Here is a 19837-nt window from a genome sequence, read left to right on the forward strand (position 1 = left end):
CTGCGGGCGCGACTGTTGTTTCAGCAGGTGCCGATGCGCTCTTCCCGACAGGCGCGAATGGAACCGGTTTTCAAGTCGGGTTGCGCGCTCGTGCGGATGGGCCGCGATTGCCGGGTTTGTCGATGCAGCCGCTTGATGGTATAGCCCCCTCTTTGCGGCCGTCGATTGAGCGGCGGTGGATCTCATTGACGAGCGAGCCAGCCATGAACGCCATGTTCCGACGCCAGATGGTCGACTACGTCGAATATCATCGCGATCCGCGCAACGGCCTGATGCATGTGTTCGGGATCATCCTGTTGTTCCTGGGCGCCGTGCTGCCGCTGAGCTTGTGGCATTTCGACGCGTTCGGCATCCGGATCGGCCTCGGCGCCGTGCTGGCGCTGCCCGTCCTGCTCTACTGGCTGCTGCTCGATGCCGCACTCGGGGCCGGCATCCTGGCCTTCGCGGTACTGTTCCTTGCTGCGGCCATGATGATCGCCGATCACGTCCATGGTGTCGCCTTCTGGGCGCTGTTTGCCGCGCTCATCATCTTCGGCTTCGTCTCGCAGGCCGTGGGCCACAAGGTGTTCGAACGCAACAATCCGTCTTTGCTGGATCATCCGGCGCATCTCTTTCTCGGTCCGATGTTCGTGATGGCGAAATTGTACATGGCGTTGGGTCTGCGGCCTTCGGTGGCCGACCTCATCGCGCCGAATTGGTCGCCGGATCGGCTTGCATCGGACCGGCTTCAAGGCGATCAGCACTCGCGTCCCTAATGAAGATCCTCGTCACCGGCGGCAGCGGTTTCATCGGCCATCACCTCGTCTCTGCGCTCGTGACGCGGGGCGCAGAGGTGCGTGTGCTCGATATTCGCTGCCCCAGCCACATGATCGCTGACGTCGAGTACATCGAAGGCTCGGTGCTCGATGCGGGCCTGGTGAAGCAGGCGGTCGCCGGCGTCGATCAGGTCTATCATCTCGCCGGACTGCCCGGCATGTGGATGCCTGACCGCGAGGACTTCTATCGCGTCAACTGCATCGGCACGGAAACGGTGCTGGCGGCCGCACGCGCCGGCCGGGTGCGCCGGTTCCTGCACTGCTCGACCGAATCCATCCTGTTCGACTATCCCCGCTCGACCGGTGCCGCATCGGCGCCAACAGCACCGCCGGCCGAGGCGATGCCCGGGGCCTATACGCGCTCCAAGGCGCTGGCCGAGGCGCGCGCCATGACAGCCGCCGCGGAGGGCTTCCCCGTCGTGGTGGGCACGCCGACGATGCCGATCGGGCCGCATGACAGCAATCTGACACCGCCGTCGCAGATGCTGCGGCATTTCCTGGACAGCCGGGTCCAGCTCTATCTCGACTTCATCGTCAACCTGGTCGACGTCCGCGACGTCGCGGCCGGCCTGATCCTGGCGATGGAGCGCGGCAAGGTCGGTGGCCGCTACGTGTTCGGCGGCGAGAGCCTGCGCCTCAGCCGCATCCTCGATCTCATGGCGGCGATCAGCGGCCGCAAGCATGTCGCAGTCGCCGTGCCCGGCCGGCTGGCCGAGCTGTCGGCGGGCATGCTGGAGTTCGTCTCCGATCACCTCACCAAGCGCTGCCCGTCCGGCACCGCCGAGGGGGTGCGGATCGCCCGCGCGGCCTCGGATCTGTCGATCGACAGGGCCAAGCGCGAGCTCGGCTACGTCCCGCGCCCGATCGAGCCGACCTTGCGCGAGACCATCGCCTTCCTGCTCGGTTCCGAGCCGGGAAAGCGGCTCGACGGTAAACAACACCCTTTTCGCACTGCGGCCGAATAGCTAAGAGCAGCCGGTCCCACGTCCCATAACGGTTTTGCAGACATGTCCGGCGATGCCAGCCCCATCTCGTCAGTTGCGTTCAGCGGCTGGACCACCACTTGGCCCACCTCGCTGCTGGCCATCATCTGGCTGATCTGGCTCGCGAGCTGGGTCGGCGCCTCATTCTGGTCGGGGCAGACCCGCAAGCATGTGACGGTGATCAAGACCAGCCGCTATCACGCGCTGATCGTGCTCGGCGGCATCCTGTTCACGCCGTGGACCTCGCGCCTGCTCGGCGAGAAGCCGTTCTGGACTCCCGGCGAGACCGGCGTCTACCTGCTGACCGTCGTGACCCTGGCCGGCATCGCCTTCACCTGGTGGGCGCGCATCCATCTCGGCCGCTTCTGGTCCAACGCGATCACCCACAAGGAGGGCCACAAGGTCATCGACACCGGCCCCTACGGCATGGTCCGTCACCCGATCTATACCGGGCTGATCCTCGGCATGATCGCCACCGGCATCGCGGTGGGCACGATGACCGCCGTGCTCGGCGCCGTCCTGATCTCGCTCGGGATGGCCTGGAAGGCGAAGATGGAAGAGGTCTTCCTCGCTCAGGAGCTCGGGCCGGATTACGTCACCTACCGGCAGCGCGTGCCGATGATCATTCCGTTCCTGCCGCCGGGCTAAGGCCGCTCAGCGCCTGGCCTGGGCTGCCGAAGGCGGCTGCGGCGCCTGGTTTGCCGCCTGCGGCAACAGGTGGCGCGGCAGGATGACGCGCTGGCCCGGGACCAACGGCTGGGTGGCGAGGCCACGGTTGGATTGCTGGAGCGCCCAGAGCGGCACGTGATAATTGGCGGCGATCTGGTCCAGGGTCTCGCCCGGCCGCACCGCCAGAGCAGTGCCGCTGTCCCACAGCTCCACGGAGGCTGTCGGCGGCACCAGATATCGCAGCGGCACCGGATCCGCGTCGGCAGTAGCCGAGGTCTGCGACAACTGGCTGATCATGGTGACCAGCTGGGCGTGCACATCCTCCATCTTGTCGATGTTGATGTGCGTGACCTCGTCATGATCCTTCATGTCGAAGCTGGCGTAGTGACCGCGAAAGCCGGGCTCCGGCTTGACGTCGCCGCCGCCGAGAATGTTGTCGGACAGGAACAGGTTGATGAAGCGCTGCACGTTGGACGGCACGCTCTTGGTCGCATGCGCCGGATCGACGGTGACGACGAGGGCGACCGGGATGTTCTGCTCCTGCAGCGTGATCGCGATGCGCACGCTGCACAGCCCGCCCATCGAATGGCCGATCAGCACGATCGGGCCCGGCTCCTGGCGGTAATTCTTGGCCACCTGGAGCGCGATCAGGTCGCACAGCGTGAATTCATAGACACTGGCCCGGTAGCCGGCCGCCTCGATCTTTTCGGCCAGACGATCCATCCCGGTCGAGAACAGCGGCCCGAGCGCGCCGCGGAACAGGTACACCCGCGGCGGCGGCAGCGGCTGGCTGATCTCGGGCGGCGCAGCGGGTACGGCGCGGATCGCCGCGGGGATTACTGCCGGGGATGCCTTCGCGGATCTGGTCGGCGCAGGGGCGGAAGCAGCGCCGGGCTGGGCGGCCTGCGAGATGCTCGGCGCCGCAAGTCCGGCGAGGAAAGGTGCGGCGAGGAGGATCGCAAGCCGTCTCCTGCCGGCAGCCGCCTTGGCTGGGCCGAGCCACCGTCTCGCGATTTGCGCCACGCTGGTCATTCGCGCTCCCGGAAAGCTCACAAGCTCAGATCGAGCAGGGTCTCATCTCCCCCCTGCCATACCGCTTGTCGCCACTGAATGGGAGCATTTTGGGGCGCGCGCCCAGTGGCGCGGTCGTCGATTACCGGTAGCCGGCGACGTTCGCAGCGCGCTGCGGAGCGGCCATGCGGGTCGGCGGCGCCGCCGCCGGGCGGCCCCGCCCGCCGAACACCACGCCATCGATGGCACCGATCACCTTCTGCTGCATGATCTGGTTCTTCTCGATCGTGACGTGGCCAACACCGGGAACCGATTGGACGTCGACATTCTCGAGCTTGCCGCGGAAGCCGTCGTCGCGGCGGACCGGCTCGCCGGCGCCGCTGGCGATGTAGAAATTGATGTAGCGCTCGGCGTTGCCGCCGACGAGCTTGGTCTTGAACACCGAGTCCAGACCGATCGCGAGCTTCACGGGCACGCCGAGCTGGCCGAGCTTGTTGATCATGTCCGGCAGCGCGGTCGCGCCCGAGGAATGCCCCACCAGGATGATGGTCTTGATCCGGCCGGCGCGGTAGGCCGCCGCCGCCTCGTCGGCGAGCGACGACCACGACACGAAATTGGCGACCGTGTTCGGAATGCCCTGCGAATCCAGCTTGGCGGCGATGTCGTCGAGCCCGAGCGAGAAGATGTTGAGCACGCCGCGCAGCAGATAGACATGCGTGGTGCTGGCGGTGCTTGCGGCCGCCGGGCTCGGTGCCGCCCTGACCGATCCGGTGCCGAGCGGCAGAGCCAGCGCAACGGCCAGGGCCACCATGCCAAAGCAGCGCGCCGAGAGGCTGCGCTTGAAGGTGGGTCGAACGGTGCTGGCGCGTGGCGTCATCGGTCCTTCTCCGCGGCGGAAATGTCGAGACGGCGCGACCGTACCCAAGATGCTCGCGGACGCAACATCGTCGGACATCGTGAGCCGGCGTTCCTCCCCAGCCGTGGCTGAGCGGCAACACTCAGCCATGTCGGCCACGAAAAAGCCCAACAAGCGACACGATCAAGGGCCGCGCACATGATTGCGCGAACGCATCCCCGTTCCTATCTGAGCGCTTCGCTTGCGCCTGCGCCCCCTCCCCCGCGCAGCTCCCCGCTCTTTTCGAATCCCTCGCATCGAATCCCCCGTGATGGCTCCCGTCATTTCCGTTACCGGCCTGTCGAAGACCTATTCCTCGGGCTTCACCTCGCTCAACAATGTCGATCTCGCGATCGAGCGGGGCGAGATCTTCGCGCTGCTCGGGCCCAACGGTGCCGGCAAGACGACGCTGATCAGCATCATCTGCGGCATCGTCAATGCGTCCAAAGGAAAGGTCGCGGTCGGCGGCCACGACATCAACCGCGGCTATCGCGCCGCGCGGGCGCTGATCGGACTGGTGCCCCAGGAGCTGCACACCGATTCATTCGAGACCGTATGGGCCACGGTCAGCTTCAGCCGGGGGCTGTTCGGCAAGCCGAAGAACCCGGCGCTGATCGAGAAGATCCTCAAGGACCTGTCGCTCTGGGACAAGAAGGACGCCAAGATCATCACGCTGTCCGGCGGCATGAAGCGCCGCGTGATGATTGCGAAAGCGCTGTCGCACGAGCCGCAGGTGCTGTTCCTGGACGAGCCGACCGCGGGCGTCGACGTCGAGCTGCGCAAGGGCATGTGGGACGTCGTGCGCGAGCTCAAGGCCGCCGGCGTCACCATCATTCTCACCACGCATTACATCGAGGAAGCCGAGGAGATGGCCGATCGCGTCGGCGTCATCAACAAGGGCGAGATCGTCCTGGTCGAGGACAAGGCCAAGCTGATGGCGAAGCTCGGCCGGAAGCGGCTGAGCCTGCAGCTGCAGCATCGGATCGAGACCATCCCCGAGGCGCTCGCGCCCTATCAGCTCGCGCTGTCCGACGACGGCTGGCGGCTCGCCTACGACTACGACACCAAGGGCGAGCGCACCGGAATCACCAGCCTGCTCGGCGATCTCAGGACTGCCGGCATCCGCTTCGTCGATCTCGAGACCAAGCAATCATCCCTTGAAGACATCTTCGTGAGCCTGGTGCGGCAATGAATTTTCGCGCAGTCGCCGCAATCTACAAGTTCGAGATGGCCCGCACCTGGCGCACGCTGCTGCAGAGCATCGTGTCGCCGGTGGTGTCGACCTCGCTCTATTTCGTCGTGTTCGGCGCCGCGATCGGCTCGCGCATCAGCGAAGTGGACGGCGTGAGCTACGGCACCTTCATCGTGCCCGGCCTCGTGATGCTGTCGGTGCTGACCCAGAGCATCTCCAACGCCTCGTTCGGGATCTACTTCCCGAAGTTCATCGGCACGATCTACGAGATCCTGTCGGCGCCGATCTCGCATTTCGAGATCGTGCTCGGCTATGTCGGCGCGGCCGCGACGAAATCCATCATTCTCGGGCTGATCATCCTCGCCACCGCCGGGCTGTTCGTGCCGCTGCACGTCCAGCACCCGGTGTGGATGCTGTCGTTCCTGGTGCTGACGGCCGTGACCTTCAGCCTGTTCGGCTTCATCATCGGCATCTGGGCCGACGGCTTCGAGAAGCTGCAGATGGTCCCGATGCTGGTGGTGACGCCGCTCACGTTCCTCGGCGGCAGCTTCTACTCGGTCAACATGCTGCCGCCGACCTGGCACTCGATCGCGCTGCTCAACCCGGTGGTCTACCTGATCTCCGGCTTTCGCTGGAGCTTCTATGAGATCGCCGACGTCAGGGTCGAAATCAGCGTCGGCGTGACGCTGCTGTTCCTGGCGATCTGCATGGCGATCATCTTGTGGATCTTCAAGACCGGCTACCGGCTCAAGCATTGAGCCGGCGCCTCAGCTTGGTGGTGACAGCTCAGCGGTAGCAGTGAAAGCGGCCGTAGCCGTCGCGATATCCGCGGCAGTGATAGTGCCGGTGGTAATACGAGCGGTGCGGGACGCCGAGCACGCCTTCGACGGCGCCCACGGCTCCGCCGACACCGGCACCGACCGCGCCGCCGACGACGCCGCCCACCGGGCCGGCGATACGGTTGCCTTCGTGGGCCCCCTCATGGGCGCCACGGATGATGCCCTGGGCGTGGGCGAATTGCGGCAGCGCCAGCCAGGCCAACGCCAGGATGAACAGTGCGAGCGCAGCCAGCAGATAGGTCAGCTTATGCGGCGCGCGATCGTCGAGCACCGCCGTCTTGGCGTTCATCGTCAACATTTTGAGTCCTGGGAACCGCATGGAGGAATCCTTGAAACGCGGATGCGGCCGAAAAGTTGCGCGGTCGTGACAAATTGGACCGACTAGAGAAGTCCCAAACGCCGGAATGAAAGACCGTCCGCGGTCGCGAAAATGTCAGCGCCGATGAACGCGGGGAGCCTTTGTCCCGCCCCCGCCCGCCATTAAGGTTGAGGGTGCCCTCGGCTGGAACAAATCCGGCAATTCCGACATAGTGCAGGCCGAGGCGATGACCTGGGCGTTGACGTCCCGTTTTGAGGTCTCTCCACAGTCGAGGGCCCTGGAGGCCAGAGGTTAGATGCGTACCATCCTTTTTGCCGTAGCCGGCTTCGCCTTTCTGTCGGCCACGCCGGCTCTGGCCAAGATCGACATCACCGTCGACAAGAACAACCAGATCATGACTGTCGCCGTCGATGGCGTCGAGCGTTATCGATGGCCGGTCTCGACCGGCATTCCCTCGCGGGAAACGCCGAATGGCTCGTTCCGCGCCTTCCGCATGGAAGCCGATCATTTTTCCAAGGAATTCGACGACGCGCCGATGCCGCATTCGATCTTCTTCACGAAGGTCGGTCACGCGATTCACGGCACGGATTCGGAAAGCCGCCTCGGGACCCCGGCGTCCCACGGCTGCGTCCGGCTGTCCAAGGCCAACGCGACGACGCTCTATGACCTGGTACAGAAAGACGGCGTGCTGAACACCACGGTGACGCTGACCGGATCGGCCGAGGTGGCGCTGGCGCGCAATCCACGCCGCGGCACCGCCGTTGCGCGGCGCGAGGCGCCGCAGCAGTATGACGACAGTGGCGAGCCGGTCGTGCTGACGCCGCAGCCGCAGATGCTGCCGGGGCGCCCGGTCGTTCCGCAGCAGCGGCCCGATGACGGCTACATCTATCCCGCCGACGGCAGCGACAACGGTGCGCGCTATCCGGCACCGCCCGGCACGGCCCGCCGCGTCTATGACGCCCAGGCCTATCCGCAGCAGCAGCCGCAGCAGTACTATTACGACAACGGCAATCCGAGCTACGCCCAGCCGCGCTATTACCAGCCGCGGCCCTACTACCAGCCGCGCGGCTATTACACCTATCAGGACTGATCGCGCACTGATCCCAGCAACCGGGCGTGGCCACCAGGCGGCGCTCGGCCCGTTGCGATCTTCTCACTCGGCGTTGACGCGCCCGAGCGAGGCCGACGCACGATCGGCGCTGGCCTGCCCGCGGGCCGTCGGCATGCGCTTGCGCCGCTGCACGAGATACTGGTCGGCCAGCACGCCGATCAGGATCACCGTGCCCATCACGGCGAAATTGAGCGAGCTGGGGATGCCCAGCAGGTTGACCAGGTTCTGCAACACTTGCAGCAGGACCGTGCCGAGCACGACGCCGATGATCGAGCCTTCGCCGCCGCGCAGCGAGCAGCCGCCGAGCACCGCGGCGGCGATCGCATAGAGCTCGTAGAACGAGCCGTGCACCGCCGGCGAGATCGAACGGGTATACATCGCCAGCAGGACCGCGGCGAGCGCGGTCAGGGCCCCGCAGATCACATAGGCCGCGATCGTCACCCGGTCGGACCGGATGCCGGAATAGCGCGCCGCCTCCTCGTTCTTGCCGACGGCGTAGAAATAGCGGCCGTACACCGACCGGTGCAGCACCAGCCAGGCGATGCCGGCGACGATCGCGAGCGCCACGACGCTGTGCGGCAGCGGAAAGCCGAGGACATCGGTGCGGCCGGCGGCCAGCCATTCCAGCGCCGGGAAGCTCGCGCCATAGCCGAAGCCGGCCGTGGCATCCTCGGTGTAGTAGCGCGCCGCGCCGCGATAGATCAGAAGTCCGCACAGGGTCACCACGAAGGGCTGGATGCGCATCTTGGTGACCAGCGTGCCATGGACCAAGCCGATGGCGATGCCGCCGGCGAGGATGAGGAACAAGGCAGCGACCCAGTCGACGTCCCGGTTGACGATGAGGTCGATGAACAGCACGCCGAGCAGCGCGATCACCGACCCCACCGCAAGCTCGATGCCGCCGACGATGATGACAAAGGCCTCGGCGATCGAGAAGATGCCGAACATGCCGACCTGGTTGGCGGTATTGGAGAGGTTGCCGACCAAGAGGAAGCGTGGGTTGATGAAGGCCACGACGGCGCCGACCACCAGGATCAGGATCAGCAGGCTGAGATCTTTCTTCTGCACGGGCGCCCTCGCTCAGACGGTATGGCCGACGGCGAGCTGAAGCACGTTGTGCTCGCTGAACTCGTCTCTCGCCAGGAAACCTGAAATCATGCCTTCATGCATCACGGCGATCCGGTCGCTCACCCCGATCACCTCCTCCATGTCGCTCGAGATCATCAGGATCGCGACACCGGAATCCGCCAGCCGCCGCAGCATGTCGTAGATCTCCTGCTTGGCGCCAACATCGATGCCCCGGGTCGGCTCGTCGAAGATCAGGACCTTCGGCCGCATCGACAGCCATTTGGCGAGCACGACCTTCTGCTGATTGCCGCCCGACAAGGTGCCGACCGACACCTTGACGTCGGACGCCCGGATCTTGAGCCGTTCGCGCTGTCGATCGGCATTCTCGGCCTCGCGCCTGATGTCGACAAGTCCGAAGCTCAGATAGGAGGCGAGATCCGGCAGCGAGACGTTCTCGGCGATCGACAGGTCGAGCAAGAGGCCGCAGGCCTTGCGGTCTTCCGGAATGAGATAGATGCCGCGATCGATCGCCGCGCGCGGCGTCGAGATGCGGATCGGCTCGCCCTCCAGGCTGAGGCCCCCGGCCAGCAGCGGCTCGACGCCGAAGATGGCGCGCGCGAGCTCGGTACGGCCGGAGCCGACGAGGCCGGCAAGTCCGAGGATCTCGCCGCGCCGGAGCTGCAGGCTGACGGCCTGGTTGGGATAGGTCGCGGTCACGGCCTCCATGACGTCGAGCACGGCCTCGCCAGGCGGCGCGGCCGGCGGCACGTAGAGCGACCGCAGGTCCCGGCCGATCATCAGCCGGATCATCGCTGCAGGATTGAGCTGGTCTCGCGTCAGCGCGCCGACCATGCGACCGTCGCGCAGCACGATGGCGCGATCGGCGCATTGCATCACTTCGTTCAGGCGATGCGTGATGAAGATGACGCTGACCCCGTCCGACTTCAGGCCGGCGATGACATGCATCAGCCGCTCGGTTTCCGACAAGGTGAGGCTGGAGGTCGGCTCGTCCATGATGACGCAGCGCGCATCGAGCGACAAAGCCTTCATGATCTCGACCAGCTGGCGCTGCGCCAGGGACAGTTCGGCAAGCGGCGTATCCGGCTCGAAATCGGCCCCGAGACGCGCGATCAGCGGGCGCACCCTGGTCCGCAGCGTCGCGCGGTCGATCAGCCGCAGCGGCCCGCCATAGACCGGCTCGCGCCCGATGAAGACGTTGCCCGCGACGTCGAGATTGTCGAACAGGTTCAGCTCCTGGTGGACGAAGGCGATGCCGGCCGCGATCGCGTCCGCCACCGCATAGCTGGCCCGCGCCACGCCATCGATCCGGATCGTGCCGCTGCTCGGCTCCACCACGCCGCCGAGCACGCGCATCAGGGTCGACTTGCCGGCGCCGTTCTCGCCGACCAGGGCGATCACCTCGCCGGGCGCGACCGACAGGCTGGCGTGGTCGAGCGCGACCACGCCAGGATAGGTCTTGCCGATGTCGATCAGCTCGAGGAAGGGCTCGCGCACGCCGGCCGTCGCGTCACTTCTTCAGCATCTGCTTCATCTGCGCCATGAAGTCGTCGACGTTCGACTTCTCGATCACCTTGCCGGGCACGATGATGATGCCGTTGGCCGGCACACCCGACTTGTCGCCCTCAACGACCTTCGCCATCAGCTTCATGCCCTGATAGCCCCATTCGAACGGCTGCTGCACCACCGTGCCCTCGATCGCGCCGTCCTTCACGCCGCCGAGCGTGATCGGATCCTCGTCGAAGCCGATGATCTTGATCTTGCCGAGCTTGCCGGCTTCCTTCAGCACCTCGTAGATGCGCGGTGTGTTGTAGGAGTAGAAGCCGACCAGGCAGCTCACATCGGGCATCGCCGCCAGGATGTCCTCGACATTGCGCTTGGCCCGGGTCTGGTCGATCTCGTCGCCGCGCACGTCGACCAGCTCGACCTTCGAGCCCTTGATGGTCTCCTTCACGCCCTCGATGCGCTCGCGGGCGTTGTCGGCGCCGAGCAGGCCGACGAAGCCGACGCACTTGCCCCCGTTCGGCAGCGCCTTCAGCATCAGCTTGCCGGCGTCCTTGCCGAGCTCGGTATTGGAGGAGCCGATATAGGCGATGCGCTTCGATTGCGGCGCGTCGCTGTCGGTGGTGAAGAGCACCGTCTGTGCCGCGATCTTGTCGAGGTGCTCGGTCTGGTTCTTCGGATCGACGGCGCTCACCATGATTCCGGCGGCGCCGGCCGCGACGAGGTCATCCAGCATCCGCTGCTGCACGGCGGCGGCCGCCTGCTCGGGATATTTGAGCTGCAGGTTGTAGTTGGGCAGCTCGCCCTGCGCCTTCTTCACGCCGGCCTCGGCGATCTTCCAGAAGTCGGACGCGCCGTTGACGACGAAGGCGAGGACCTTCTTGTCGGCCGCTCCCGCCGAGCCCACACCGAGCGCCATCGCCAACAGAGCAGACGCGCCGACCATCCAAAGACGCTTCATCAAACCCCTCCCATGTCAGCCGGCCTGCTTGATGCGACCGGCGTTTTGTACTCATTGAAGACACGTTCCGCGCCCGGGACGAGGCCTGCACCCGCACGGCACTGCAGGTCTCGACGTGAACTCGACAAAACCCGAGGCGCACGGGCGTCGCCAAAATCGACGTCACCCCTCGAGTCGTGAAGATGTCGTGTGAGACTTACCGCGCCGCGTACCGAGCCGCCGCTTTCCTCCCGAGAGCCTCATCGTCGTGGAACTTTTATGAGGCACGCACCTCAAGGTAGCATGATCGTGACAGCTCCGCAACAAAGCCGCTGAAGAAAGCAGATCGTGCTATGTTCTGCGATGCAATATCGCTCCATCGCGATGAACCAAGCGGCGAACATTTGACGCGACGCAACCGGCGCCGATTCGGAATCGAGGAGCGCACCTCTTTCCGAACGCGCATGCCGCATGGCGCGCGCCACCCGAATCCTGACGGCCGCCCAACCGGCGGGAACGCGGCGTGCGCCCTCGCCTACTCGCCGTCGCGAAGCCGCCGATACACCGCGCCGAGAATATTCGAATAGTCGTCGGTCCAGACCCGCTCGCCGTCGGTCGGCTCGGTCTCGGTCCACTTGTCCGAGGAGGCGAGCTTGCCGACATCGGCATCGTCGCGCGCGCTGACGACGACGTCGGTCGGGAAGATGTACTCGTCGTCGCGGCCGGAGTCCTCGTTGTAGACCCAGCTCTTCAGGTCGTTGGCGTCGGCGATGCCGACCACGACGCTCTCCAGCTCCAGATGGCGATTGGAGACGTGCATCACGACAGCGCCCTGTGGCGCCAGCTTCGCCTTGTAGATCGCCATCGCCTCCTCCGTCGCGAGGTGGATCGGAATCGCATCAGACGAATAGGCGTCGACAATGATCAGATCGTAGACGCCGTCCGGCTCCTTGGCGAAGGTCAGCCGGGCATCGCCGATGACCGGCTTGAAGTCCGGCGCGCAGCTCCTGATGTAGCTGAAATATTTCGGATCGCTGGCGGTGTCGACCATGGTCTGGTCGATCTCGAAGTAATTCCAGCTCTCGCCGGGCTGGGCCGCGCAGGTCAGCGTGCCCGCGCCGACGCCGATCACGGCGACCTTGAGCGGCGCGCCCTTGCGCTCCCGGATCGCGGTGATGGCGCGGCCGATGCCGCCGTCCTTGTGATAGTAGGTGATCGGCTCGGGCCGCCCCGTCACCTTGGAGCCGTCGGCGTTGAGATATTTCTGCGCGCCGTGGATGGTCGTGCCGTGCATCAGCACGTGGTAGTGCCCGTCCGATGTCACCACGATCTTGTGCACGCCGAAGAAGCTGCGCACCGTTTCGACGCGGCCGTCATCGGCCGGATAGGCGCGGATCAGGACGAGCGCGAGTGCGGCCGTCGCGAACACCTTCCAGCGGCCGCCGTTCAGCAGCAGAGCGAGCAGCGCGGCGAGCACGCCCACGGCGCCCGCGACATAGACGCGGTGGTCCTCGAGATAGGTCGTGACCTTGCCGGTCATGCCTGAAGGCACCAGCAGCGCGACCGCAATGACCGCGAGCAGGAGCCAGTACCAGTGCGTGAGCCCGGGCAGGCGCTCATTGGCAGCCGGGCGGCACAACGCCGCCAGCGCCAGCAGGATCGGATACTCGGCGACCCAGGAGAAGGTGAACGGCGCGATCAGCCCGGCGAACAGGCCACCGACCATGCCGCCGAACGACAGCGCGACATAGAACCCGGTGAGATACTTGGCCGGCGGGCGCGTGCGCGCGAGCTCGCCATGGCAGGCCATGGCGATGATGAAGAAGCAGAGCTGATGACCGCCGAGCGTGAGCGCGAGATTCTGTTCGCCGCCGAAGGCGAGCAGCACGATCACGCCGGCGATCGCCAGCGGCTGCAGCGCCAGCATCCATTTGTGCGGCAGCAGCGGCCGCGACTGGAACACCAGCACCCAGGTGAGCAGATAGAGCGACAGCGGCAGTACCCACAGCAAGGGCGCGGCCGCGACGTCGGTGGAGATGTGCGCGGTCACCGCGATCAGCAGGCCCGAGGGCACCGCGGCCAGGAATATCCAGCGCAGGCGCAGCAGCCAGCGTGGCGCCGGGGCATGGCTGTCCTCGGTGTGCAGCAGGCTCGCGACGATCACCGGCGACCGCAGCAGCAGGACGCCGCAGCCGGCGATCAGCGCGATCAGGAGGCCATAGCCGCCGGTCCAGATCAGGTTCTGCATGCGCAGGCTGAAGATCGGCTCGATCAGCAGCGGATAGGACAGCAGCGCCAGAAAGCTGCCGATGTTCGACGACGCATAGAGGAAGTACGGGTCGGGCGCGGCTGGATGGCCCGTGCGTACGAACCACGCCTGCAGCAGCGGATTGTTGGCGGCGAGCGCGAAGAACGGCAGGCCGATCGACACGGTGAACAGGCCGAGCAGCCACAGCCCGTAGCCTGAGGTCGGCGGGTCGCCCCAACTGCTCGCGATCGACAACGGCAGCGTCAGCAGAGCGAAACCGAGCAGCAGCAGATGGATCGCGATCGGCAGCACCCGGCTGGGCAACTGGGTGAGAAAATGCGCATAGGCGTAGCCCGCCAGCAGCAGGGTCTGGAAGAACACCATCGCCACCGACCACACCGCCGGCGAGCCGCCGAGCCGCGGCAGCACCATCTTGGTGAACAGCGGCTGCACCGAGAACAGCAGCAGCGCGCTGACGAAAATGGCGGCGGTATAGACGACGAGCACCAGCCGGTTGCGTGCGGCGGAGGGCTGAGCGACGGCGGCGGGCGAGGCGATTGAGGTCATGACAACTCCGGCAGCAGCGCGGCCGGCATCAGATGCCGAGGCCGGACCGCGATGAGCAGACGAGACATAGCGGATCGCAGGGCGGTATGGCGAGGAGCTGAGGCAAAATGGAGTTTTCCTTGACGTCGCAGCCTTCCGGCGCGACAGCACCAGCCGAGGTTCCCGGTGCGGGTGATTAAACAGGGCTTTTTGAAGCTGACATGAATGAAACCGACGTCATCATCATCGGCGCTGGCCACAACGGCCTGACCTGTGCGGCCTATCTCGCCATGGCGGGCCTGCGCGTGCATGTGGTCGAGCGCCGCAAGGTGGTCGGCGGCGCCGCGGTGACGGAGGAGTTTCATCCGGGCTTCCGCAACTCCGTCGCGTCCTACACGGTGAGCCTGCTCAATCCGCGCGTCGTCTCCGACCTGAAGCTGCATGAGCACGGGCTCGAGATCGTCGAGCGCCGGACGCAGAACTTCCTGCCCTCGCCGGATGGTCGCTATCTGCTGACGGGCGAGGGTCGCACGCTGGCGTCGGTTGCGCGGCTGAGCCCGCGAGACGCCGACGCGATCGGCCCGTTCTCGGCCCGGCTCGAGGCGATCGCGGACGTGCTGCGCAGCCTCGTGCTGCGGGCGCCGCCGAACCTGGTCGCCCAGTTCGGGCTATCGGCGATCCGCGAGGCGTTCAACGCGCTCGGCACCGCCAACACGTTGCGCGCGCTGTCGCTGGAGCAGCAGCGCGACCTGCTCGACCTGTTCACGCGCTCGGCCGGCGAGATGCTCGACGAGATCTTCGAGACCGACCTGGTGAAGGCGCTGTTCGGCTTCGATGCCATCGTCGGCAACTATGCCAGTCCCTACGCCGCCGGCTCGGCCTATGTGATGCTGCATCACGCCTTCGGCGAGGTGAACGGCAAGAAGGGCGTCTGGGGCCATGCGATCGGCGGGATGGGGGCGATCACGCAGGCGATGGCCGGGTGCCTGAAGGAACTGGGCACGCTGGTCGAGCTCGAGGCCGGCGTGCGCGAGGTGATCGTCGAGCGTGACCGCGCGGTCGGCGTCGTGCTCGAGGATGGCCGCACCATCCGCGCCCGCCACGTCGTCGCCAACGTGAACCCGAAGCTGCTCTACACGCGCCTGGTGCCGGCCGGCGCCGTGCCCGAGCCGTTCCTGAGCCGCATCCGGAACTGGCGCTGCGGTTCGGGCACGTTCCGCATGAACGTGGCGCTCGACCGGCTGCCCTCGTTCAGCGCGCTGCCGGGCGACGGCGACCATCTCTCCGCCGGAATCATCCTCGGCCCGAGCCTCGGCTACATGGACCAGGCCTATCTCGATGCGCGCGCGGATGGCTGGAGCCGCGATCCCGTGGTCGAGCTGCTGATCCCGTCCACACTCGACCCGACGCTGGCGCCGGCAGGCCGGCACGTCGCCAGCCTGTTTTGCCAGCATGTCGCGCCCGAGCTGCCGGACGGCCGCTCCTGGGACAATCATCGCGACGAGGTCGCCGACCTCATGATCGCGACCGTCGACCGCTATGCGCCGGGCTTTGCCGCCAGCGTGCTCGGCCGGCAGGTGCTGTCACCGCTCGATCTCGAGCGCCAGTTCGGGCTGATCGGTGGCGACATCTTTCACGGCGCGCTGACCCTGAACCAGTTGTTCTCGGCCCGCCCGATGCTCGGCCACGCCGACTATCGCTCGCCGCTGAAGGGGCTCTACCATTGCGGCTCGGGCAGCCACCCCGGCGGCGGCGTCACCGGCGCGCCCGGCCACAATGCGGCCCGGGCGATCCTGGCGGACCATCGCGCCTTGTTCGGCTGAGGATAAGGGGTGGAAAGGCGGCGGACGTCCGTGTGGACAAGCTGAGGACGCACTGTGGATCGACTGCCAAACAATCAGTGCACGGCCGTGTGGATATGCTGTGGACCCGGCGGTTGATATGGCTTCAAGCAGAAAAACCGGGCGCTGAGGCCCGGTTCTTCGAGAACGCCGCGGCGGGCGGATTACTTCAGGGACGTGTTGATCGAGTCGAACTTGCTGCTGAGCGAGCTGCCCAGGCCGTTGACGGCGGCGATGATCGCCAGCGAGATGCCGGCTGCGATCAGGCCATATTCGATAGCGGTGGCGCCGGATTCATCACGCAAGAACTTCGACAGAATGGACTTCATCTGAACCTCGTTTCCCAACCCAGGAACCGAGGATCATCCGGTTCCCATGGCGGGAACATTAGGGGCCAAGACCCTAAAGTCGGGATAATCCCCCCAGGTCAAGTTGCAGAGATTCTTCGCTGCAATTGAACCTCAACTTTTATTCGGATGAGGAAAGGCATTATACAACCGCTGGATGCGCAGATCCGGCAGAATTGCGGTCCTATCGCTTGCGTTAGCAGGCAATTCCCTTAACCACGCCGTCAAATCTCGCCAGGATCCACCTTGATGACCTCAACGACCACGCCTGCCACCCACAAGGCCAGCTTTACGGTTGCCGATGAAGCGACCGCCCGCCCGGCGGTCGACGTCCTGACCGAAGTGTTCTTCGAGGGGGACGCGGCGGTTGCGGCGTTCGAGCGTCCGGACGGGCGCTGGGACGTCACGGTGCATTTTGCCGATCCGCCCGACCAGGCGCTGGTGCGCGAGCTCGTCGGCGGGGCGGCGGGCGCCGACGTGGCCCGGACCCTGACGTTCGAGGTCGTCGAGGCCAAGGACTGGGTCAAGGCCAGCCTGGACGACCTCGTTCCGGTCCCGGCCGGTCGTTTCATGGTCCACGGCAGCCACGACCGTCAGCGCGTGCCCGGCAACAAGCTCGGGATCGAGATCGAGGCGGCGCTCGCCTTCGGCACCGGCCATCACGGCACCACCCGGGGCTGCCTGCTGCTGCTCGATCACGTGCTCAAGACGCGCGCGCCGCGGCGCGTGCTGGATCTCGGCACCGGAACCGGCGTGCTCGCCATTGCCGCCGCCAAGGCAACGCGCCGGTCCGTGCTGGCGAGCGACATTGATGCGCCCTCGGTCATGGTGGCGCGGGAAAACGCCCGGCTCAACGGCGCCGGCCCCCTGGTCCAGGTGATCCGGGCCACCGGCTTCGCCGCCGCGGAATTTGCCGAAGCCGGCCCGTTCGACCTGGTGCTGGCGAATATCCTGGCCAATCCGCTGCGCCAGCTGGCTGCGCCGATGCAGCGCCACCTCGCGCCGGGGGCCTTCGTGATCCTGTCGGGCCTGTTGACCCCGCAAGCACGCGCCGTCCGCGCCGCCTATCGTGCCCGCGGCCTGGTTCCGATCCGGCATTTGAGAATCGAGGGATGGAGCAGCCTGTTGCTGCAGAAGCAGCAGTGAGGCGGATCAGCTCACGGCATGGATCGAACCTGCACGCTGGGTGCGGCAAGTTCGCGATTACGTCTTCGGCTGGCTCTGCTGCGAGGTGGAGTCGGACTGATTACGCGGGGCACGTCGACCGCGCGGCGCGACAAGACGATTGACGAGATCCGCCAGCGCGCTGCGCGGCTTCTCGGCCGGTGCGGACGCCGGTCCGCTCGGCGCGGGCGCCGATAATTTTTCGAAGGTAAAAGCAGGCATCGTGCATCCCCTCGCCGTTGAGTTGAGGCACTCCCCGGATCATGCGACCGTGGATGATCTTTACGATCGTGGTCGTCACGTCCATACGTTTCCTCGCCGCACCTCTTTCGGATGACTGGCATGCGACAGCAAATCTTTTTGCACAGGCGAATGCAAGGAGATTCTTCGTGCACTGCACTGTCTGCTGAAGGAGTATTCGCCGACGCGGCAGGATTCACTTCTAAAGTATGAGACCGATGTTCGAAGCTCTGTTCCAGACGTTCGAAGAACCCGAAACCGGCGTGGCACTGACCGCGCGGCTCGCCGCGCTCCGCGAAGAGCTGGCCAGACGCAAGCTTGCCGGCTTCATCGTGCCGCGCGCCGACCAGCAGCAGAACGAATATGTGCCACCCTCGGAGGAGAGGCTGGCGTGGCTGACCGGCTTCACCGGCTCGGCCGGCCTTGCGATCGTGCTGTCGCAGGCGGCCGCGATCTTCGTCGACGGCCGCTACACGCTGCAGGCCAGCAAGCAGGTCGACGGCAAGGCCTGGATGGTGGAATCACTGATCGAGCCGCCGCCGGAGAGCTGGCTGACGCGCCATTTGCAGAGCGGCGACCGCGTCGGCTTCGATCCGTGGCTGCATACAACGGCCGCGGCCGAACGACTGGCCGCCGCCTGCGCCAAGGCCGGCGCGGAGCTGGTTCCGGTCGAGCGCAACCCGGTCGACAGCATCTGGACCGAACGGCCGCTGCCGCCGCTCGGCGCCGTCGCCATCCACGGCGCGGAATTGTCCGGCGAGAGCGAGGCCGACAAGCTCGGCCGGATCCGCCAGGAGATCGAGCGCCTCGGCGTCGAGGCGCTCGTCCTGTCCGATTCCCACAACGTCGCCTGGACCTTCAACATCCGCGGCGCCGACGTCTCGCACACGCCGCTGCCGCTGTCCTATGCGTTGGTGCCGAAGACCGGACGCCCGACGATCTTCATCGATTCCCGCAAGCTCTCGAACCTGACGCGCGATCATCTCGAGCAGAGCGCCGAGGTGGCGGAGCCGGACGCGCTGACACCGCGCCTGTCCGAGCTCGCGCAATCCGGCGCGGCCGTCGCGCTCGACAGCGCCACGGCCGCCGATGCCCTGACGCGCCTGATTCAGGGCGCCGGCGGCAAGGCGGTGCGCGGCGCCGATCCGGTCAGCCTGCTCAAGGCCGCCAAGAATGCGGTCGAGATCGACGGCACGCGGCGCGCCCATCAGCGCGATGCGGTCGCGCTGGCCCGCTTTCTCGCCTTCATCGATCGCGAGGCGCCGAAGGGCTCGTTGACCGAGATCGATGCGGTCGAGGCGCTGGAGAGCTTTCGCCGCGACACCGGCGCGCTCAAGGATGTGTCGTTCCCGACCATCTCGGGCACCGGTCCCAACGGCGCCATCGTGCATTATCGCGTCACCCGCAAGAGCAACCGCCGCATCATGCCGGGCGATCTGCTGCTGATCGATTCCGGCGCGCAATATCAGGACGGCACCACCGACGTCACCCGCACGATCGCCGTGGGCGCGCCGACCGAGGAGATGCGCGATCGCTTCACCCGCGTGCTGCGCGGCCACCTTGCGATCGCGCGCGCGATCTTCCCCGACGGCACCACCGGCGCCCAGCTCGACACCCTGGCGCGGCAGTTCCTGTGGCAGGCCGGCATCGATTTCGAGCACGGCACCGGCCACGGCGTCGGCAGCTATCTGTCGGTGCACGAGGGACCCGCGCGGATTTCGAAGCTCGGCACCACGCCGCTGAAGCGCGGCATGATCCTGTCCAACGAGCCCGGCTACTACAAGACCGACGCGTTCGGCATCCGCATCGAGAACCTCGAGCTGGTGGTGGCCAAGGACGTCGCGGGCGCGGAGAAGCCGATGAACGGCTTCGAGGCGCTGACCCTGGCACCGATCGACCGCCGCCTGATCGATGTCGCCATGCTGAGCGCCGAGGAACGCGCGTGGCTCGATGCCTATCACGCCCGGGTCAGGGAAACCGTCCGTGCCGCGCTCGACGACAGCGACCAGCGCTGGCTCGACCAGGCGACTGCGCCACTGTAATCATCCGTACGGTCCAGCTACGAACTGTCCCGCTGCCCGCATGGGC

At 66.3% G+C, this 19837-nt stretch carries 17 protein-coding genes; 9 read left to right on the forward strand and 8 right to left on the reverse strand.

What is annotated here, in order from left to right; genetic code table 11:
* Positions 1-203: 203 nt before the first annotated feature.
* The 3 genes from ACQR2C_RS01985 to ACQR2C_RS01995 are packed head-to-tail and all read left to right on the forward strand — an operon-like array spanning position 204 to position 2446.
* Positions 204-755 (forward strand): Mpo1-like protein, encoded by a 552-nt coding sequence (locus ACQR2C_RS01985; protein ID WP_315802142.1) that lies wholly within the window; start codon positions 204-206, stop codon positions 753-755.
* On the forward strand, positions 755-1780 hold the full coding sequence (locus ACQR2C_RS01990; protein ID WP_434880307.1) for an NAD-dependent epimerase/dehydratase family protein: 1026 nt from the start codon (positions 755-757) through the stop codon (positions 1778-1780). The genes ACQR2C_RS01985 and ACQR2C_RS01990 overlap by 1 nt, the downstream gene beginning before the upstream one ends.
* Before the next feature lie 42 nt (positions 1781-1822).
* Positions 1823-2446 carry a methyltransferase family protein gene (locus ACQR2C_RS01995; protein ID WP_434880308.1) on the forward strand — a complete coding sequence of 208 codons (624 nt, stop codon included), beginning with the start codon at positions 1823-1825 and terminating at the stop codon, positions 2444-2446.
* A gap of 6 nt (positions 2447-2452) precedes the next feature.
* Here the strand turns inward: ACQR2C_RS01995 and ACQR2C_RS02000 are convergent, their stop codons facing one another.
* Together ACQR2C_RS02000 and ACQR2C_RS02005 are read right to left on the reverse strand one after the other, a co-directional pair.
* Entirely contained in the window at positions 2453-3499 is a 1047-nt protein-coding gene (locus ACQR2C_RS02000; RefSeq protein WP_434880309.1) for an alpha/beta fold hydrolase, read from the reverse strand.
* A 121-nt stretch (positions 3500-3620) separates the two neighbouring features.
* A complete protein-coding gene (locus ACQR2C_RS02005; RefSeq protein ID WP_316217714.1) occupies positions 3621-4355 on the reverse strand; it encodes a hypothetical protein in 735 nt (244 codons plus the stop codon).
* 289 nt (positions 4356-4644) lie between these two features.
* Here ACQR2C_RS02005 and ACQR2C_RS02010 point away from each other — a divergent pair, with 289 nt between their 5' ends.
* Entirely contained in the window at positions 4645-5565 is a 921-nt protein-coding gene (locus ACQR2C_RS02010; RefSeq protein ID WP_315802137.1) for an ABC transporter ATP-binding protein, read from the forward strand.
* Entirely contained in the window at positions 5562-6323 is a 762-nt protein-coding gene (locus tag ACQR2C_RS02015) for an ABC transporter permease (RefSeq protein WP_315802136.1), read from the forward strand. Before ACQR2C_RS02010 ends, ACQR2C_RS02015 begins: the two co-directional genes overlap by 4 nt.
* Before the next feature lie 28 nt (positions 6324-6351).
* Here the strand turns inward: ACQR2C_RS02015 and ACQR2C_RS02020 are convergent, their stop codons facing one another.
* A complete protein-coding gene (locus ACQR2C_RS02020; protein ID WP_434880310.1) occupies positions 6352-6702 on the reverse strand; it encodes a hypothetical protein in 351 nt (116 codons plus the stop codon).
* Between the two features lie 316 nt (positions 6703-7018).
* Between ACQR2C_RS02020 and ACQR2C_RS02025 the strand changes: the two genes are divergently transcribed.
* Positions 7019-7813 (forward strand): L,D-transpeptidase, encoded by a 795-nt coding sequence (locus ACQR2C_RS02025; protein WP_434880311.1) that lies wholly within the window; start codon positions 7019-7021, stop codon positions 7811-7813.
* Between the two features lie 63 nt (positions 7814-7876).
* On the opposite strand, the gene ACQR2C_RS02030 is transcribed toward ACQR2C_RS02025, so the two are convergent.
* From ACQR2C_RS02030 to ACQR2C_RS02045, 4 genes are all read right to left on the reverse strand, one after another.
* Entirely contained in the window at positions 7877-8902 is a 1026-nt protein-coding gene (locus tag ACQR2C_RS02030) for an ABC transporter permease (protein WP_315802133.1), read from the reverse strand.
* Positions 8903-8914: 12 nt separating this feature from the next.
* Positions 8915-10417, reverse strand: coding sequence for a sugar ABC transporter ATP-binding protein (locus ACQR2C_RS02035; protein ID WP_315802132.1), 1503 nt, complete (start codon positions 10415-10417; stop codon positions 8915-8917).
* A 13-nt stretch (positions 10418-10430) separates the two neighbouring features.
* Entirely contained in the window at positions 10431-11384 is a 954-nt protein-coding gene (locus ACQR2C_RS02040; RefSeq protein ID WP_409997908.1) for a sugar-binding protein, read from the reverse strand.
* Positions 11385-11898: 514 nt separating this feature from the next.
* The gene (locus ACQR2C_RS02045; RefSeq protein ID WP_434880312.1) at positions 11899-14178 is read right to left on the reverse strand and encodes a spermidine synthase; all 2280 of its coding nucleotides are present in this window, start codon (positions 14176-14178) and stop codon (positions 11899-11901) included.
* A 200-nt stretch (positions 14179-14378) separates the two neighbouring features.
* On the opposite strand from ACQR2C_RS02045, the gene ACQR2C_RS02050 reads away from it, so the two are divergent.
* The gene (locus ACQR2C_RS02050; protein ID WP_434880313.1) at positions 14379-15980 is read left to right on the forward strand and encodes a phytoene desaturase family protein; all 1602 of its coding nucleotides are present in this window, start codon (positions 14379-14381) and stop codon (positions 15978-15980) included.
* Between the two features lie 182 nt (positions 15981-16162).
* On the opposite strand, the gene ACQR2C_RS02055 is transcribed toward ACQR2C_RS02050, so the two are convergent.
* Complete coding sequence (locus tag ACQR2C_RS02055; protein WP_315802129.1) at positions 16163-16327, reverse strand: Flp family type IVb pilin; 165 nt, start codon at positions 16325-16327, stop codon at positions 16163-16165.
* Between the two features lie 267 nt (positions 16328-16594).
* Between ACQR2C_RS02055 and ACQR2C_RS02060 the strand changes: the two genes are divergently transcribed.
* Both ACQR2C_RS02060 and ACQR2C_RS02065 read left to right on the forward strand, forming a co-directional pair.
* On the forward strand, positions 16595-17491 hold the full coding sequence (locus ACQR2C_RS02060; protein ID WP_434880314.1) for a 50S ribosomal protein L11 methyltransferase: 897 nt from the start codon (positions 16595-16597) through the stop codon (positions 17489-17491).
* 476 nt (positions 17492-17967) lie between these two features.
* On the forward strand, positions 17968-19791 hold the full coding sequence (locus tag ACQR2C_RS02065) for an aminopeptidase P family protein (RefSeq protein WP_434880315.1): 1824 nt from the start codon (positions 17968-17970) through the stop codon (positions 19789-19791).
* Positions 19792-19837 lie beyond the last annotated feature (46 nt).

This window comes from Bradyrhizobium sp. HKCCYLRH3061 (assembly GCF_051168015.1).
Classification (GTDB): Bacteria; Pseudomonadota; Alphaproteobacteria; order Rhizobiales; family Xanthobacteraceae; genus Bradyrhizobium.